We start from the raw sequence: 14,497 nt of genomic DNA, 5'->3' as shown, positions 1-14,497 counted from the left end.
GCCACGGCCGAGGTCGCCACCAGGGGAGCCGCCCACCCGGAGGCCAAATGGGAGCACATCGGGTCAGCAGACCTCGTTATTGAAGATCAACTTAGAAAAATCAATGCTCACGGGTTGGCATCTTAAGAAACTCAATGTACAAATGAATGGCGAGCATGTCGCCGGACGTATGGGAGCCGAGGGTGGACTGGCAGGAACTGACGGACCTGACGCACGGACAACCGTTCGTCGTCGAGCGGGTCCGCCTCACCGGCAGCGGAATCGCGATCGAGGGACAGTTCGAGACGCCGCAGTTGGCTCAACTCAGCGCCGACGACCAGGTGTTCGTCGCCGCGTTCGTACGGTCGCACGGTTCGATCAAGGAGATGGAGCGGATGTTCGGGGTGAGCTACCCGACCATCAAGTCCCGGCTGAACCGGATCGCCGAAGCCCTCGACTTCGTCGACACCGACCCGGCGCCCACCAGCTCCGATGTCGTCGACCGCCTGCAGCGGGGGGAGATCGACGTCCAGCAGGCGCTCACCGAACTGGGGAAGTCCCGATGATGCCGTACCTGGTGACCGTACGCCGTCGCCGTCCCGACGGCCGCCGGCGGGGGCTGTACGTCCCGGTCCTGCCGGTCCTGCTGGTGTTGTCGCCGTTGCTGCTGCTCGCCGTGCCGGCCGGACTGATCGCGTGCCGCGTCGCCGGGATACGCCCGATGGGCGCGTTGCGCGGCACCGGGCAACTGCTGTGGGCGCTGCCCGGCACCCGATTCGAGTTGGACCTCGGCCGAACGGCCGTGCTGGTAAGCGTCAGATGAGTCAGAGGGGAAACGCGACAATGAACGAGCAGCGCCGCCAGATCCTGCAGATGCTGGCCGGGGGCAAGATCACCGCGGACGAGGCCGAGCGGCTGATCGACGCCGTGCAACGAGAGCACTCCGAGTCGCCGACGGGAGCCGCGCCCCGCCCGAAGCCCCGGCCCAAGTACCTGCGCGTACTGGTGACCTGGACGGACGACCCCGGTAGCGACGGGCCGGGCCACGTCAACATCCAGATCCCGTTGCAGCTCCTGCGCGCCGGGGTCCGGCTCACGAGCCTGCTGCCTCCGCAGGCACTCACCCGGGTCAATGCACAGCTCAACCAGTCGGGAGTACCGATCGACCTCACCGAGCTCAAGCCGCAGCACCTCGAGGAGTTCGTCGAGCAGCTCGACGACATCACCATCGATGTCGACCAGGCCGACGGAAAGGTACAGGTGTTCTGCGAGTAACCCCCGCCACGGCACCGGTCGCCCACCCGGATCACGGGATCGGCCGGTGAACTTGTGGCCACGGGTGTGCGGCAATCCGTCACTCGGCGGGGCCGCAGCATCCGACCCGGCCTCCGCGCCGCCGAGACCCCGGTGAACGGGAGTTGTGGCTCACCGGCCCGAACAGCGTGGTAACTCGGCTCGTCGAGTGGGTGCAGCCCCCGAGCCGGCTGATGAGTGGGCGTCGCCCCGCCACGCCTGATGGACCCTCCTTCCCCGCGCGAATACGGTCGCCCCGGGCATCCACGTATGCCACCGCGCACCGCATGCCGCTGCGTACCGCGTGCGCCGCTCCGCACTGAGCGCCGCCGCCTTCCTCGCGATCTCAACCCACTCGATTTTCCCACCACTTCAGCCTTCGAATGGTAGGGCTCATGCCTTCTTCCGTCATGCCCGTATCCAGGCAAGGCGACGGTCGGCGGTCATCCGCCGTCGCCGCTGTCCACGCCACCGATCTGCGCAAGTCGTACGGCGACAAGGTCGTGCTCGACGGCATCGACCTGCGCATCCCGTCGGGGTCGGTGTTCGCACTGCTGGGACCGAACGGCGCCGGCAAAACCACCGCGGTCAAGATCCTCTCCACGCTCATCCGCGCCGACGGCGGACAGGCCCAGGTCGCGGGCCACGACGTCGCCGCCTCACCCGACGGAGTCCGCGCCGCGATCGGCGTCACCGGGCAGTTCTCCGCCGTCGACGGGCTGATCACCGGCGAGGAGAACATGCACCTCATGGCCGACCTGCACCACCTCCCCAAGCGCGAGGGCCGCCGCAGCACCGCCGAGTTGCTGGCGCGCCTCGACCTCACCGAGGCCGCGAAGAAGCCCGCCTCGACCTACTCCGGCGGCATGAAACGCCGCCTGGACATCGCCATGACCCTGGTCGGCAACCCGCGGATCATCTTCCTCGACGAGCCCACCACCGGCCTGGACCCGCGCAGCCGCCACAACATGTGGGGCATCATCCGCGAACTCGTCTCCGACGGCGTCACCGTCCTCCTCACCACCCAATACCTCGACGAGGCCGACGAACTCGCCGACCGCATCGCCGTGCTCCACGACGGAAAGATCGCCGCCGAGGGCACCGCCGACGAGCTGAAACGACTCGTCCCCGGCGGGCACGTCCGGCTCCGATTCACCGACCCACGCGCCTACGAACGCGCCGCCGCCGCCCTGCACGGCGTCACCTGCCGCGACGAGACGCTGTCCCTACAGATCCCCAGCGACGGCGGCCAACGCGAACTGCGCTCCATCCTCGACCTACTCGACGCCGCCGGCATCGAAGCCGACGAACTCACCGTCCACACCCCCGACCTCGACGACGTCTTCTTCGCCCTCACCGGCGGCACCGACCAGCCGAAGGAGGCTGTCCGATGAGCTCCCTCTCCCTCGCCGTACGCGACTCGAACACGATGCTGCGCCGCAACCTCCTGCACGCCCGGCGCTACCCCTCCGGAACCCTGAACCTGCTGCTCACGCCGATCGTCCTGCTGCTGCTCTTCGTCTACATCTTCGGCGACGTAATGAGCGCGGGCATCGACGGCGGCGGCGCGGACCGCTCCGAGTACACCGCCTATATCGTCCCCGGCATCCTGCTGATGACCATCGGCAGCACCGCGATCGGGGCCGCGGTGTACATCTCCATGGACATGACCGAAGGACTCATCGCCCGCTTCCGCACGATGGCGGTCTACCGCGGCTCCGTGATCGTCGGGCATGTCCTCGGCAGCGTGCTCCAGTGCGTGATGAGCGTGGTTCTCGTGGGCGCCGTCGCCGTGGCCATCGGCTTCCGGTCCACCGACGCCTCGGCCCTGGAATGGCTCGCGGCGTTCGGCCTGCTTGTGCTGTTCGCCTTGGCGCTGACCTGGATCGCGGTCGGAATGGGAATGGCGAGCCCGAACCCCGAAGCGGCCGCGAACAGTGCGATGCCGCTGATCCTGTTGCCACTCGTCTCGAGCGCCTTCATCCCGGCCGAGACGATGCCCGGCTGGTTCCGACCGATCGCCGAGTACCAGCCGTTCACCCCCGCCATCGAAACCCTCCGCGGCCTGCTGCTCGGCACCGAGATCGGCCACAACGGATGGCTCGCGATCGCCTGGTGCGGCGGCCTGATCGGGCTCGGCTACCGCTGGTCGACGGTGCGCTTCAACCGCGACCCGAAGTAGCCGGCGCGGGCCCGCGGCCCCGGGGCTCGTCTCGCCCGAGTGCCGCGTACCGATGCCGCCGGGGGTTTCACCGCGCAAGTCCCTTCTCGGCGCCGACCACGGTTCCTCTTGATCCCCCAGCCGGTATCACACCTCGTGGTGGTTTTTTCGGCACGCCCGCTCTGCCATGATCGCCGGCACCCGATCGAGGGGATGTGGTGGTATGTCGGCGGAACGGGTCGCCGCGACGGTGCCGTTCGGGGCCGGGTCGATCTCGTTGCGGATCTATCCGCACGACGGGCTCGACGCGTCGGGCGTGGCCGGAGAGGCGATCCGGCAGGCCGTACTCGGCGCGGAGAGCGGCTTCGACGGCGTGATGACCAGTGAGCATCACGGCGGGTTCGCCGGGTACCTGCCCAATCCACTCCAGGTGGCCGGTTGGATGCTGGACCGGATGCCCTCCGGGTGGGCCGCCGCCGCCCCCGTACTACTCCCGCTGCGGCCGGTCGCGATGCTCGCCGAGGAGGTGGCGTGGCTGGCCGCGCTGCATCCCGGGCGGGTCGGCGTCGGGGTCGCGCCCGGCGGACTGGAACTCGACTTTCGGCTGATGGGCCTCGACTTCGCGGCCCGGGCGGCCGGATTTCGGGCGGGATTGCCCCGGCTGACCGAGTTGCTGCGTGGCACGGAACTGGGCGAACTGGCCGGTGACCGGGCCCTGTCCGGGTGCGCCGCGCGACCGGTGCCCGTGGTGAGCGCGGCGATGAGTCCGGGCGCGGTGCGCCGAGCGGCCGAGGCCGGTGCGGGCATCCTCTTCGACGGTGGTTCGGAGCCGGCCCGGCTGCGCGAGTTGACGGATCGATACCTCGACGCCGGCGGTGCCGGGCCTCGCGTGCTGATCCGCCGCGTGTGGATCGGAGATCCGCCGCGCGAGGCGTTCGAGCGGCAGTCCCGGGTGTATCGGGGCTACACCCCGGCGGCGGCTCAACGGCACTGGCGCGGCACCGGGTTCGCCTGCCACGACGACGCGGTCGCGCTTGCCGACGAACTCGCTGCGGTACGGGCCGAGATCGGCGCCACGTGCCTCAACCTGCGGATCCACGTGCCCGGCGTGTCCCCCGAAGCGGCGCGTGAGCAGATCGCCACGCTGGGCCACGAGGTGCTGCCTCGACTGCGGTCCGCCGGCGCGAATTCGGCCCGGGCTCGCGGCACCGGCGCGGATCCGGCACGAGGCGACGGGCCGGTGACCGATACGAACACGACGACCGAGGGAGTGCGGCAGCGGTGATAGCGGAGCGGATCAGGTTGACCGGGCGGACGGTGATCGTGTCCGGGGCCGGTGGCGGCGGGATCGGGACCACCTGCGCGCGCGGGCTGCTCGAAGCCGGTGCCACCGTGCTGGGCGTGGATCGGGACGCCGAGCGATTGGCCGCGATCGAAGCCGAGTTGGCGGATTCGACGGGGACGCAGGATTCGACGGGGCCGGCGGATTCGGCGGGGCCAGTCGGCCCGCGTGGCACGTTGCGCACGGTGTGTGCGGACGTCTCCACCGCCGAAGGAGTGGCGACCGTGCTGGAGCGGGCCGCCGCCGCGCCCGGTGAACTGTACGGACTGGTCAACGTGGTGGGTGGGAGCCTGCTGCCGCACTGGGCGCCCGCGCTGGACTTCGACCGCGCGCAGTGGGACGAGTCCTTCGAGCTGAACCTGCATCACGTGATGTGGCTGTCCCAGGCCGTCGCCCGGCACCTGGTCGCGCACGAGTCGCCCGGCTCGATCGTGACCATCAACTCCACCGGCGGCGTGGTCGCCGCGCCCTATCACGTGGGCTACGGCACGGCCAAGGCCGCCGTTCTCGGGCTGACCCGGACACTGGCCCTGGAGTGGGGCCGGTACGGGATCCGGGTCAACGGGATCGCGGCCGGCTCGATCACCACGCCGCGCGCGACCGCCGCCGCGCAGGACCCGGAGCTCGCGGGCCGAGGGGTCCCGCTGCGCCGCCGGGGCACGCCCGCCGACGTCGCGGCCGCGGTCCTGTTCCTGATCTCGGACCTGTCCGCTTACACCACCGGCGCGGTCATCCCGGTCGAGGGCGGCGCGCTCCACCGACTCGGCCTGTTCGACGAGGACAACGTCCCGGTACATGTCACCAATCCGCAGATCCTGGTCCGGATCCACGGGGACGCGCCGGACTGACCGCCGGCACGATCCGCCGGCCCGGGCCGCCCGCTCGCTCGCTCGGCCCGCAGGTCCCGGAGAACAGCGGGCCGATTCCCGGTCACGGCTGTGGCAGTGCCGTCGCCGCCGCGCGGACCAACTCGCCCAACAACGCGGCGGTGGCCGGTGGATCCGGCGCCGCGCCGTGCACCGCCGCGTCGACGAGCCGCTCCTGATCGGGCAGTCGCACCGTGCGCACCGCCGCGTTGTGCTGCGCCGCCAGTGCCAGACCGGGCAGCGTGGTGACGCCGAGGCCGGCCGCGACCAGTGCCTGGACGGCGACGTAGTCGTCGGTGGTGAAGGCGACTTCGGGTACGAACCCTTCCATCGCGCATGAGCGGATCAGGTGTGTGCGGCAACGTTCGCACCCGGTGATCCAGCGTCGTCGCGCGTGGTCGACGAGCCGATCACCGACCGTCCCCATCGGCGTCACCAGGTGGATCGGCTCGACCAACAGCCGGGTGCGACGCAGCCCGTCGCCCCTCTCCACCGGCTGCCCCGGGTGCGTGAACAGCAGTGCGACATCTACCTCGCCGGCGCGCAACAGCCTTACCGCGTGCGGTGGTTCGGCCTCGACCAGGCGCAGCTCGACGGCCGGATGAGCGGCGCTGAACGCGGCCGCGGCGCGCGGTACGAAGGTGCCCAGTGCGGAGGGGAACGCGGCCAGCCGGACCCGGCCCGCGCGCAGTCCGGTGTAGGCGGCCAGTTCGGCCTCGGCCGCGTCCAACCGGCCCAGGATCTCCTCGGCCCGCTCGGCCAGCGTGCGTCCCGCGTCGGTCAGTCGGATGCCCCGTCCCACTCGCTGGATCAGCCGACTGCCGGTCTCCGCCTCCAGGCGGGAGAGGTGGTGGCTGACCGAGGGCTGCGCGTACCCCAGCACCCGGGCCGCCTCGGTGACCGAGCCGTGCCGGGCGACGGCGGCGAGCACGCGCAGGCGGGTGACGTCGAGCACGCTCGGCAACCTATCAATCATGTCTATGGATATCCGAGAAGACTGGCATTGGACCGATGGGATGTCGGCACCCCACGATGGCGGCATGGACGCCGACCCCGCCTTCGCAGCCGCCGACCTCGCTTCCCCGGCCGCCGAAACAACCGAAACAGCCGCAACGGTCAGCACAGTCGACACCACCGGCACCACTGCCGACCCCACGTTCGCCGACGTCCTGGCGGCCCGCGATCTTCTCGCCGAACACCTCCCGCCGACGCCGATGTGGTCGTATCCCGCACTCGACGCGGCCACGGGCGCACACGTGTATGTCAAACACGAGAACGTCCAGCCGGTCGGGGCCTTCAAGGTGCGGGGCGGATTGACCCTGCTGGCCGGCCTGAGCCCCGCCGAGCGCGCCCGGGGCCTGGTCACCTACTCGACCGGCAACCACGCGCAGTCGATCGCCTACGCGTGCGCCGCGTTCGACGCGTCCTGCACGGTGGTGATGCCCGCCGAGGCGAACCCGGCGAAGGTGCGGGCGGTCCGCGCGCTCGGCGCCGAGGTGCTGCTGCACGGCGCGGACATGGCCGGCGCGCAGTCGCGGGCCGAGGAGTACGCGGTCGCCGGGGGCGGGCTCCTGATCAGCCCCGGCGACACCGCGGGCCTGGTGGCCGGGGTCGGCACCACATATCTGGAGATCCTCACGGCCCGACCCGACCTGGACGCGATCCTGGTCCCGGTGGGCAGCGGCACCGGAGCGGCCGGCGCGCTGCTCGTGGCCGCCGAACTCGCACCGAACTGCCGGGTGTTCGCCGTACAGTCGGCCGCCTCTCCAGCCGCGCACGACTCGTGGCGGACCGGCTCGTGCGTCACCCGGGCGAACGCCACCGTCGTGGAGGGCCTGGCCACCGGTCGCGGCTTCGAACTCCCCCAGCGCCTGCTGCGGACCACCGGCCTGGCCGACTTCCTGCTCGTCACCGACGCGCAGATCGCCCGCGCACAACGGCTGCTCGCGACCCACGCACACACCCTCGCCGAGGGCGCCGGCGCCGCCGCACTGGCGGCCGTACTCGCCCACCCCACCGAGTTCAAGGGCTTGAACATCGCCGTCGTGTGCACCGGTGGCAACGCCTCCCTCGCCGAAATCACCTCCCTGGGCCGGGACCACACGTGAGCGGGGCGGTGCGGTGACGTGAGGTGAGGTGAGGTCGTCGGTCGGCCCGGGCGCACCGAGAACCACGGTGTGCGGTGCCGAAGTGGTCCGCCGGGGAACGGTAACCCAGGGGTTAAGGGTGGTTCGGAGATCGGCCGTTGTTCGGGGTGGGCAGACGCGAGAGTCTTGAGGTGTCGGGGAGCGAGGCAGCCGGACGCGGAGGACGCGGGCCGTCGCCTCACCACCAACCACCCTCATTCTCACGGGAGTTCGTCATGGCTGCGATCAACCACACGCTCACCGCCGGCACCGACGCGATCGCCGGCACCCGGGACACCGTCGGCCGCTGGCTCACCGCCGGTGCCGTCGCCAACACCCTGATGGCCGGCACCTACGTCGCCTTCTCCGCTGTCGTCATGCCGCTGCTCGGCACCAAGGACGACGCCGACTTCGTGCACTCGATGCAGCAGATCAACACCGGTATCGAGAACCCGCTCTTCTTCACCGTCTTCACCGCGGCCCTCGCCGCCCCCGCCATCGCCGCCTGGAAACTCCGCAAGCGCGGCGGCGGCACCACCCTCATGCGCTGGACCCTGGCCGCGCTCGCGCTCTACACCACCACCGTCCTGACCACCTCCGGCATCAACGTCCCCCTCAACGAGGCACTCGCCGCCGCAGGCAGCACCGACCCGGCCAAGACCCGCGCGGACTTCGAGAGCACCTGGAACATCTGGAACGGCATCCGCGCCGTCCTCTCCACCGCCGCCGCCGTCGCGATGGCCAAGGCCATCCGCCTGCACCGCCGCAACGGGGTCTGAGCACCGACGTGGGCCGGGTGGGCCGCCGGCGTGCTCTCGCCGCCGGCGGGTTTCGACGGATTTATTGCTCATCCTGGTCGCACAGGCAAGGATCGGGAGCGATATTCGTCCGCATCGGAGGTTGTTGTGAAGGTCCTCGTGGTCGGTGCCACCGGCACTCTGGGTAAGGCGGTCACCACGCTGTTGTCCGCACGGCACGACGTGGTCACCGCCTCCCGGAGCGGAAAGACCGATGTCGCGGTGGACATCACCGATCCGGCGTCGGTGGCGGCGATGTACGAACAGGTCGGCCGGGTGGACGCGGTCGCGTGTGCGGCCGGTGGCGTGCCGTTCAAGGTGGTCGCGGAACTGAGCCATGACGACATCAGGAGCGCGGCGCTGGACAAGCTGCTCGGACAGGTGGAACTGGTCCGGGCCGGGCTCGATTTCGTCGCGGACAACGGCTCGTTCACGCTGATCACCGGCATCCTCTCGGGCGAGAGCATCCGCACCGGATCGATGGCCTCGATGGCCAACGGCGGCATCGACGCGTTCGTACGCGCCGCCGCGGTCGAACTGCCGCGCGGGCTGCGGATCAACTCGGTCAGCCCGACGGTGCTCACCGAGTCGATGGACGCCTACGACTCGTCCTTCCCGGGCTTCCCGCCGGTCGACGCCGCCGTCGCCGCGATGGCGTACCGCCGCTCGATCGAGGGCGTGGAGACCGGCCGGGCCTTGCGCGTGGGCTGGTAGCCGATCCGCCGTCCAACCCCCTCGGACCCACCACCTCTCCTCGCCCGCGGCGCCATGGAGCTCGCGCAAGGATCGTGGTTCCGGCGCTCGACCGCCCGCGGGTGACCGCCCGGTCCGTCGGCGCTCGATGGCCGAAGGCCCGTGTGGGCTCGGCCACCCCCGATGCGTGCGCGCCTTCGGGTCGGGCGGCTCCCGCGTGCGGACGCGGCGCGTTCAGACCTCCGTCGAGCCCCTCTTCGGTCCCCAGATGTCCAGTCCGGCGTACGCGGGCTGCCACTCGTTTCGGTAGGCCGCGCGCAGGGGTTCGGGCAGGAGGCCGAGTACGGCCGCGACATTGTCCGTATTCGCGTCGTCCAGCAGCCACGGCAGGTACCGGGGGTTGTCGTCGCCGATCCGGATGCGGTGCTCGGCGCCGAAGCGCTGGAGCACGTCCGGCGTCACGTGCGCGTCGATGATCTCGAGTGCCTCGTCCTCCTCGTGCGCGAGGTGTCCGCCCAGGCCGCCGACCAGCCGTTCGACGATCATGGCCAGTCGTTCCGGGCCGCCTTCGCGGTCGGCCAGTGCCGCGTCGACGGCGTTCAGGCCCGGGTCGACGATGGCGTGTTCGGCCTCCATCGCGTCGAGCACGGCCAGTTCGTCCGGCCGGTTCCGCACAGCCGACCGAATCGCGGGCCACAGCACGTCGTCCTCGGCACCGTGATGTACGTGCAGGTAGCGCTTGAACATCTCCCAACCGATCGCCGCCTGGAGGACCCGACGCGGGTCGTCGCTCGTGTCGGCCGTGATCCTGGCGATCCGTCCCAATTCCCGCCGAAGCGCGTCGTGGAACGTGTACATCATGGACATGTCGTTCTTGAAGGTCTTGCGCGTCATGGTGTGCTCCGATCGCGTGATCCGCCGACCCGGCGTCGGCGCGCGGCATCGCCCGGCGGCGCGGTGTGCAACCGCGCGCCGGTTCCGGTCCGTTCGGCTGTTCGGCTCGTCTTCGACTCGTACTCGGCGGCTCGCTGCCGCCCGACACATCAATGACGAATCCCGGATCGCGAATGTGACCGATCCCGGCCCGAGACTTTCCCGAACCCACGGATCCGCCGACGGCACCGGCACGACCGGTCGCGCCGACACACGGTCGTCGCGCCGCCGTCCCGGGCGACGGGTCGGGTGGGCCGACGGCTCTTGTCCGTCCTGTCGGACATCATGGGGGTATGAATACGCACCGGCCACGAGGCACCTGCGGCGTGTGCGGTCGTCGCGTCGCGGTGACCGAGACACACGCGGTCTGGCGGCACGACGACCCCGGCCACGCGCGGGCCGACGACGCGCCGATCTCCTGCCGGGGGTCGTGGACACCGGCCGCCGAGGCCACCGATCACACCACCGGACCCACCCAGCTCGACCTGCTCAGCGTCGCCGCGGCTGCGGAGGAGGGCGAGCACCCCGATCGGGAGGCGGCCGACAAGACGGGTGAGCTGCTCGCCGGCTCGGCGCCCACCCCGGCCGGTGGGTCACCCGGTCGGTGACGCGCTCCGCGCCGAACCGGCCGGATCGCCGGCCACCGCCCGTGCGGTGGCCAGCAGTTCCGGGATCGTGCCGGTGAATTCCGGGAACAGGCGCATGGCCACTATCCACGCCTCGACATCGGCTCCCAGAAACTCCTCGACCAGCGCCTTCGCCTCGGCCCGAGGCGCGCCCGAGGCCCACCACCGGGGCGACGTACGCGCATCCGTGTCGGCCAGCACCGACAACACGACCGGAGCCGGGTGGGCGTGCCGGAGCAGGTCGGCGCCGGACAACCGGCCGGCCGCCAACGCCTCGTGCAGCCAGGGTCGTTCCTCCCGGCTGCGCGCCGCCAGTCCTCCGGCCAACATCGCGATCAGCAACTCGTGTGGACAGTCCGGGGCTTCGGCGAGCCGATCGTGCAGTACGAGCGGCAGCGCGGCGGCCCGATGCGAACGGATCAGCTCCGCCCAGGGCATGCCGCCGCCGTCGGCGAGGATCGCGTCGACCCGGCCGCGCTGCCCCCCGTCCTCGCCCTCGCGCGCCGCCTCGCACAGGAACGCGGCGACCCGTTCGGGGTCCTCCTCGGCGGCCAGGCGTGCGCGCAACAGGCTCAGGCCGTCGCCCCGGGCGAAGGCGTCCTCGATCGGTTCGCGCACGTCGGCGGGGAAATCGGCCTCGGCCAGGACCCGACGGGCCTCGTCGACGCCGTGTCGGGTCCAGACGCCCACGATCACCCGCAGTCGGCCCGCCTCGGTGCGCAGCGGCAGCCGGTTGACGACGACGCGGGCCACCTCGGGATCGCCCGAGGTGATCCCGGCGGCCAACCACGCCGCGCAGCGACCCAGCTCCGCGCCCCACAGCAGGGCGATGAGCGGTTCGGCCACCCGCCCCCGCGTCCCGTCGCGGCGAACGCCCGCCAGCAGCCGGGCGCGTTCCGCGTCGGGCAGCAGCGAACCGGCGAACAGCGCGGCGTCCACGTGCGGATCGTCCAGGTTCGACAACGCGTCCACCTCGTCGGTGGCGAGGTCGCCGCGAGCGGCCCGATCGACCGGCCTCTCGGCGGCGCCGGACCGCTCGGACCCGACGAACGCGGGCATCGGGAGCGGCGGCGCGGTGGTCGGCCGAGGCCGATCGTCGCGTCTCCCGCCCGTCTCGCCCGACTCACGCGCCTCGATCGCGGCCTGCAACGCGGCGTCGCCCGACGCCCGCGCCGCGTCGGCCAACACCGTCGGCACCGACGCCATCGCCCGCAGCGCCGGCGCCAGTTCGGCGCCGAGCCGGGCCACCAGGACGGGCACGAGGGCGGGATCCGCCAGGGTGAAGACGGCCTTGGCCACGGACCGTTCGATGCTGTTCACGGGCGTGCTTCCTGTCGGGTGGGTGGAGCCGACCTGTCGGGCGGGCAGGACGGACCTGTCCGGTGGGTGGGGCCGACGCGCCGACCGGCGTGGTCAGACCCGGGCGCGCAGCGCCGCGAGCGCGTTCCGAATCACGTCGGGGTTGCGCGTGTAGTAGCCGAGTTCACCCGACGTGTACGGGAGTTGGGCCACGTACGCCTCGGCCGCCTGTTCCGGCGTGCACTGCTCAGGGCCGACCACCTCGCGGATGATCACGATGCTCTCGGCCAGGCCCAGCGCCCGGCTCTTGAGCCAGGCCGCCAGCGCGGTCATGCCGCCGCGCGCCGCCTCCCGGCGCGCGTCCGGCAACAGCGGGTCGAGCCACCGCAGCCGCCACGCGTAGCCGTCGGTGGCGGGTTGCTCGTCCTCCTCGGCCAACACCGGCTCCAGCGCCGTCAGCAGCCGCGACATGAACTCGGCGCCGGCGCCTCCGATGTCCGGGTACTCCTTGGCGAACTCGTCCCAGTCCGCCTCCTGGTCGACGAACGCACCGGCCGTGATCCGCCGTCCGGCCCAATGCGGCTCGCCCGCCACCAGGGTCCGGTGCAGCAGATCGGCGCCCAACGTCGTCGACTCGGCCAGCAGTACCGCGTCGTAGAGGTCCTTGCCCTGGGGGTAGGAGTCGGAGAGCAGCCAGAGCAGTTTCCAGGCCAGCGACTGCTCGGGGGTCGCGGCCAGGATCCGGTGCGCGCCCGACCCGTCCCGACGCGGTACGTCCGTGTACTCGGCCGCCGACGGGAGCGACTCGTTGAAGACGAAGTCGAGTTGCACGGTGCCCGACGGCAGTCCGTCCGCGTGCCACGGCAGCACCAGGCGCCGGCCGGGTACCCGGTCGTAGGTCCAGATCTCGTCGTCGATCGCGCCGTCCGCGTCGATCCTTACGCCCGGATCGCTGTGGGAAGGGGTGTGCGTACGCGAGAGGGCGTCCGCACCGCGCGCGATCGCGGCGAACATCCGGTCGGTGCGCGGCTCGACCACGTCCCAGGTGGCCGGTACCACGACGAAGTCGAGGTCGCCGGGCTCGCGCGCGGCGGCGCCGTACCAGGCCCGGAGCAACATGCTGCCGCGCAGCACCAGGTGCTCGGCCCACGGGGAGTCCGCCACCGCCGCCAGGACGTGGTCGACCGCCTGTCGGCGGGCGGTGTGCCAGCGTTCGGCGGTCCCGGGGGCGGTGAACTGCGGTTCACCGGCCCGCATGGCGCTGCCGTAATGCTTCAACGCGGGGTCGAAGACCGGCCGTTGACGTACCCCCGGGCCGGTCACGGAGACCAGGGTCCGAGGCAACTGCCGTGCCAGGCGGACGCGTTCGTCCAACGGCTCGGTCGGCAGGCTCTGCTCGTCCCACGGCCCCCAGCCCAGGCTGTCCCAGGTGTCGTGCCCGCTGTTGTCGGTCATGGCCGCTTCCGTTCGTCGTGGCAGTCACCGTCGCGGTCCCCGTCCGGCGACCTCCCGTCGCGGGACGGCGCGAAGTCCCTTCGGTTCGAGCCGGGTCGGACCCGTTCGAGCGGATCGGACCGGGTAGGAACCGCTCAGGCCCGATCGGGCCGGTGCACGCCGGCTCCGGCCGGCTCGGGCCGGTCGGTGCCGTCGAGGTCCTTGGCGTACCAGATCTCGGCGTACTTGCCGCTGTTGTGCGCGGGTACCTCCGCGTAGCCGCTCCTGGTGTACAGCGTGCGGGCCTCGACCAGGTCGAGGCGGGTGTCCAGGACGATCCGGGCCACGCCCAAGGGGCGGGCGGCGTCGTCCACGGCCGCCATCAGGCGCCGGCCGCCGCCGGTGCCGCGCAGGTCGGGTCGGATGAACACACGGGTCAACTCGGCGGTACGCGCGTCCCGCAGCAGCAGCCCCGCGCACGCGGCCGGCTCGCCGCCGTATCGGCCGATCAGGAACAGGCCCCGCGGCGGGGCGAGGTGGTCGCTCGGCGCGTCGGCCAAGCCCTCCTCGATCTCGATGGGCGTCGAGTCCCGGCCCTCGTGCAGCCGGTAGTACCGATCGCTGACCTCGACGAAGTACGCCCGCAGCAGCGCGAGCGCTTCGGGAGAGCCGACCGCGGCGGGGGCGATCGTCCAGGTCTGCGGGTGGGGGCTGCGTACGGCGGTGGACATGGGAAAAGTGTTCCGCACCCGTCAAACCGTTTGCCGACCGGGTGACGCGCACACCGCCGGGTGATTCCGCCGTCGCACAGCGCACACCATCCGGCGGGGGGGGCCCCGGGGGGGGGGGGCGCCCGCCCCCCCCCCCCCGGCGGGGCGCGGCGGGGCCCCCCCGCCCCCCGGCGCGCGGTGGTTTGCCAGCCCGGCCGGGGGGTGGGACACGGGCCGG

General features: G+C 71.7%; 16 protein-coding genes. 11 read left to right on the top strand and 5 right to left on the bottom strand.

Going from position 1 to position 14,497, the window contains the following annotated elements:
* Positions 1-155 precede the first annotated feature (155 nt).
* The 7 genes from ACIBSV_RS02850 to ACIBSV_RS02820 all read left to right on the top strand — a co-directional run bounded on the left by ACIBSV_RS02850 (position 156) and on the right by ACIBSV_RS02820 (position 5,623).
* A complete protein-coding gene (locus tag ACIBSV_RS02850) occupies positions 156-545 on the top strand; it encodes a DUF2089 domain-containing protein (RefSeq protein WP_395859109.1) in 390 nt (129 codons plus the stop codon).
* Positions 542-802, top strand: coding sequence for a hypothetical protein (locus ACIBSV_RS02845; RefSeq protein ID WP_395859108.1), 261 nt, complete (start codon positions 542-544; stop codon positions 800-802). Before ACIBSV_RS02850 ends, ACIBSV_RS02845 begins: the two co-directional genes overlap by 4 nt.
* 20 nt (positions 803-822) lie before the next feature.
* The gene (locus tag ACIBSV_RS02840) at positions 823-1,254 is read left to right on the top strand and encodes an SHOCT-like domain-containing protein (protein WP_395859107.1); all 432 of its coding nucleotides are present in this window, start codon (positions 823-825) and stop codon (positions 1,252-1,254) included.
* Positions 1,255-1,682: 428 nt separating this feature from the next.
* Complete coding sequence (locus tag ACIBSV_RS02835; protein WP_395859106.1) at positions 1,683-2,666, top strand: ATP-binding cassette domain-containing protein; 984 nt, start codon at positions 1,683-1,685, stop codon at positions 2,664-2,666.
* Positions 2,663-3,454: an ABC transporter permease gene (locus ACIBSV_RS02830; protein WP_395859105.1), complete on the top strand. Its 792-nt coding sequence runs from the start codon at positions 2,663-2,665 to the stop codon at positions 3,452-3,454. The genes ACIBSV_RS02835 and ACIBSV_RS02830 overlap by 4 nt, the downstream gene beginning before the upstream one ends.
* Before the next feature lie 202 nt (positions 3,455-3,656).
* Entirely contained in the window at positions 3,657-4,718 is a 1,062-nt protein-coding gene (locus tag ACIBSV_RS02825) for an LLM class flavin-dependent oxidoreductase (protein ID WP_395859104.1), read from the top strand.
* Positions 4,715-5,623, top strand: a complete 909-nt coding sequence (locus tag ACIBSV_RS02820) for an SDR family NAD(P)-dependent oxidoreductase (RefSeq protein WP_395859103.1) — start codon at positions 4,715-4,717, stop codon at positions 5,621-5,623. The genes ACIBSV_RS02825 and ACIBSV_RS02820 overlap by 4 nt, the downstream gene beginning before the upstream one ends.
* Before the next feature lie 82 nt (positions 5,624-5,705).
* On the opposite strand, the gene ACIBSV_RS02815 is transcribed toward ACIBSV_RS02820, so the two are convergent.
* A complete protein-coding gene (locus ACIBSV_RS02815) occupies positions 5,706-6,617 on the bottom strand; it encodes a LysR family transcriptional regulator (protein ID WP_395859102.1) in 912 nt (303 codons plus the stop codon).
* Positions 6,618-6,681: 64 nt separating this feature from the next.
* Between ACIBSV_RS02815 and ACIBSV_RS02810 the strand changes: the two genes are divergently transcribed.
* From ACIBSV_RS02810 to ACIBSV_RS02800, 3 genes are all read left to right on the top strand, one after another.
* Positions 6,682-7,749: a threonine/serine dehydratase gene (locus ACIBSV_RS02810; RefSeq protein WP_395859101.1), complete on the top strand. Its 1,068-nt coding sequence runs from the start codon at positions 6,682-6,684 to the stop codon at positions 7,747-7,749.
* Positions 7,750-8,003: 254 nt separating this feature from the next.
* A complete protein-coding gene (locus ACIBSV_RS02805) occupies positions 8,004-8,546 on the top strand; it encodes a DUF1772 domain-containing protein (protein ID WP_395859100.1) in 543 nt (180 codons plus the stop codon).
* A gap of 126 nt (positions 8,547-8,672) precedes the next feature.
* Positions 8,673-9,278 carry a short chain dehydrogenase gene (locus ACIBSV_RS02800; RefSeq protein WP_395859099.1) on the top strand — a complete coding sequence of 202 codons (606 nt, stop codon included), beginning with the start codon at positions 8,673-8,675 and terminating at the stop codon, positions 9,276-9,278.
* A gap of 213 nt (positions 9,279-9,491) precedes the next feature.
* On the opposite strand, the gene ACIBSV_RS02795 is transcribed toward ACIBSV_RS02800, so the two are convergent.
* Entirely contained in the window at positions 9,492-10,151 is a 660-nt protein-coding gene (locus tag ACIBSV_RS02795) for a hemerythrin domain-containing protein (RefSeq protein ID WP_395859098.1), read from the bottom strand.
* A gap of 332 nt (positions 10,152-10,483) precedes the next feature.
* On the opposite strand from ACIBSV_RS02795, the gene ACIBSV_RS02790 reads away from it, so the two are divergent.
* Entirely contained in the window at positions 10,484-10,798 is a 315-nt protein-coding gene (locus ACIBSV_RS02790; RefSeq protein WP_395859097.1) for a hypothetical protein, read from the top strand.
* On the opposite strand, the gene ACIBSV_RS02785 is transcribed toward ACIBSV_RS02790, so the two are convergent.
* The 3 genes from ACIBSV_RS02785 to ACIBSV_RS02775 form a co-directional block, all read right to left on the bottom strand.
* On the bottom strand, positions 10,784-12,136 hold the full coding sequence (locus tag ACIBSV_RS02785) for a hypothetical protein (protein ID WP_395859096.1): 1,353 nt from the start codon (positions 12,134-12,136) through the stop codon (positions 10,784-10,786). The two genes, ACIBSV_RS02790 and ACIBSV_RS02785, sit on opposite strands and share 15 nt — an antisense overlap.
* A 93-nt stretch (positions 12,137-12,229) precedes the next feature.
* Positions 12,230-13,570 carry a nucleotidyl transferase AbiEii/AbiGii toxin family protein gene (locus ACIBSV_RS02780; protein WP_395859095.1) on the bottom strand — a complete coding sequence of 447 codons (1,341 nt, stop codon included), beginning with the start codon at positions 13,568-13,570 and terminating at the stop codon, positions 12,230-12,232.
* A gap of 134 nt (positions 13,571-13,704) precedes the next feature.
* The gene (locus tag ACIBSV_RS02775) at positions 13,705-14,280 is read right to left on the bottom strand and encodes a GNAT family N-acetyltransferase (RefSeq protein ID WP_395859094.1); all 576 of its coding nucleotides are present in this window, start codon (positions 14,278-14,280) and stop codon (positions 13,705-13,707) included.
* Between the last annotated feature and the right edge of the window lie 217 nt (positions 14,281-14,497).

Source organism: Embleya sp. NPDC050154 (assembly GCF_044460165.1).
Taxonomy (GTDB): domain Bacteria; phylum Actinomycetota; class Actinomycetes; order Streptomycetales; family Streptomycetaceae; genus Embleya.
This window is presented reverse-complemented; position numbering and strand designations above follow the sequence as displayed.